At 68.9% G+C, this 1,740-nt stretch carries 1 protein-coding gene; it reads left to right on the forward strand.

Annotated elements, in window-relative coordinates:
* Positions 1-254 precede the first annotated feature (254 nt).
* On the forward strand, positions 255-881 hold the full coding sequence (locus tag QSK31_RS47375; RefSeq protein WP_285691764.1) for a DNA-3-methyladenine glycosylase: 627 nt from the start codon (positions 255-257) through the stop codon (positions 879-881).
* The last annotated feature ends 859 nt before the right edge of the window (positions 882-1,740 follow it).

Genomic DNA, 1,740 nt, shown 5'->3' on the forward strand with positions numbered 1-1,740 from the left:
ACGCTGCGGGTCCATGCTCGGCAGCAACGGCTCAAGCCGTTCCCAGTCCTCATCAGTTAAATCACCAGCCACGACGAGACAACGATCGATCATCGCAACCGGTGATGATCCGTCAGATGCGCTCTAGTGGGCGCTGTCGTCAGAACGGTCGAGCTTCCACGCGATGTCGGTCATCGCCATGGCGGTTGTCACTTCGCCGGCTCGCGCGGCAGCGCCTTGTCCTCTGCGCGGGGCTCCTCTGCTTTCCTTGAAACGTGACCTACGCCTGGCTCGACGCGACCGCGACCGCGGTCGCCGACACCGCACGCCGGCTCCTCGGCTGGCTGGCGGTCGCCAACGGCGTCACCATCCGAATCACCGAAACCGAGGCATACGCCGGACTGGGCGGCGACCCCGCCAGCCACGCTCATCGAGGGCCGACCTCACGTAACGCCGCCATGTTCGGACCAGCCGGCCACCTCTATCTGTATCGCATATACGGATTGCATACCTGTGCCAATGTGACGTGCGGACCGGCGGGGCAGCCTGCCGCTGTTCTCCTGCGGGCCGGGCAGGTTGTGGACGGTGTCGACGTTGCCCGCTCTCGGCGGCCTGCGGCAAAGCGCGATGCCGATCTCGCTTCAGGGCCGGCCCGCCTCGTCGAGGCGCTCGGCTTGCCACTCACGGCCTATGGCACATCGGTGGTTGACGGCACCGGCCCGCTGACCTTGCAGCCCCCGACCGAGCCAGTCCCGGACGAGCGCGTCCTGGCTGGTCCTCGGGTTGGCGTAACCGCTGCACACGATCTGGCATGGCGATTCTCGATCGCCGGCGACCCGACCGTCAGCGCCTACCGTCGCCACGTCCCGCGTAACAGCGCCAAAGATCCTGGAAGTATGTGAGGCCGCCGGCCGCGCCGCGAAGGCGGACAACCCCACTTCAAGATCAAGAGCTTGATGTCGCACCTGGGTGGGTGGTGCTGACCGTAACTCCCGTCGAGGCCGGGCGCGCGGCTCCAAGGCCGCGGGCGGCCAGAACAGAGCCGCGCACCCTTCATTCTGCGTGCGTGGTCACCCTCCGGGCGCTCCGCGCCCAACCCCATCCCGGCCCAACCCCATCCTGGCCTGATCCCATGCCGGGCGTGAGTGGTGGCAGCAAGCTAGAGACTCTTCGCGGTGGAGGTCCGGCTCGCCTTGCCGGGACTCCCTCGGCGGGGACTCCCTCGGCCGGGACTCCCTCGGGTTGCCGGGGCTCTTCGGGTTGCCGGGGCTCTTCGGTGCGTGCGCTTGCTGCTGGCGCTTTCGCCGGGTGTGGGCTTTCGGTTGGTCTGCCAGGCGCCCGGGTGCCTGCTCACCGTCGCTGCCGCCGCTTGCGGCTCTGCCCGGGCGCGGTCAGTGGTAGCCGGGCACGAGGGTGGTAGCCGGGTACGAGGGTGGTAGCCGCGGCCTGTGGTGGTAGCCGGGCACGAGGGTGGTAGCCGGGTACGAGGGTGGTAGCCGTGGCCTGCGGTGGTAGCTGGGCACGAGGGTGGTAGCCGAAGGCGGCATCCGGCCTGTTCGGCCCGCCGCGACCGTTCTGGCCGGCCGGTCTCTCGTGGCCGGTGGTAGGACCAGGCGCTATCCGAGACCGCTGACCGCTCTGAGCTACCACGCGCGCGGACCGTGGTAGCCCAGCGCGGCATCCGCGCCGAAATACCGCTGTGGCCCACCACTGCCTGCCTGGTCTACCACTCATGTCCGCTCCTACCACCAAACCGCGCCC

This window comes from Actinoplanes sp. NBRC 103695, from assembly GCF_030269485.1.
Classification (GTDB): Bacteria; Actinomycetota; Actinomycetes; order Mycobacteriales; family Micromonosporaceae; genus Actinoplanes.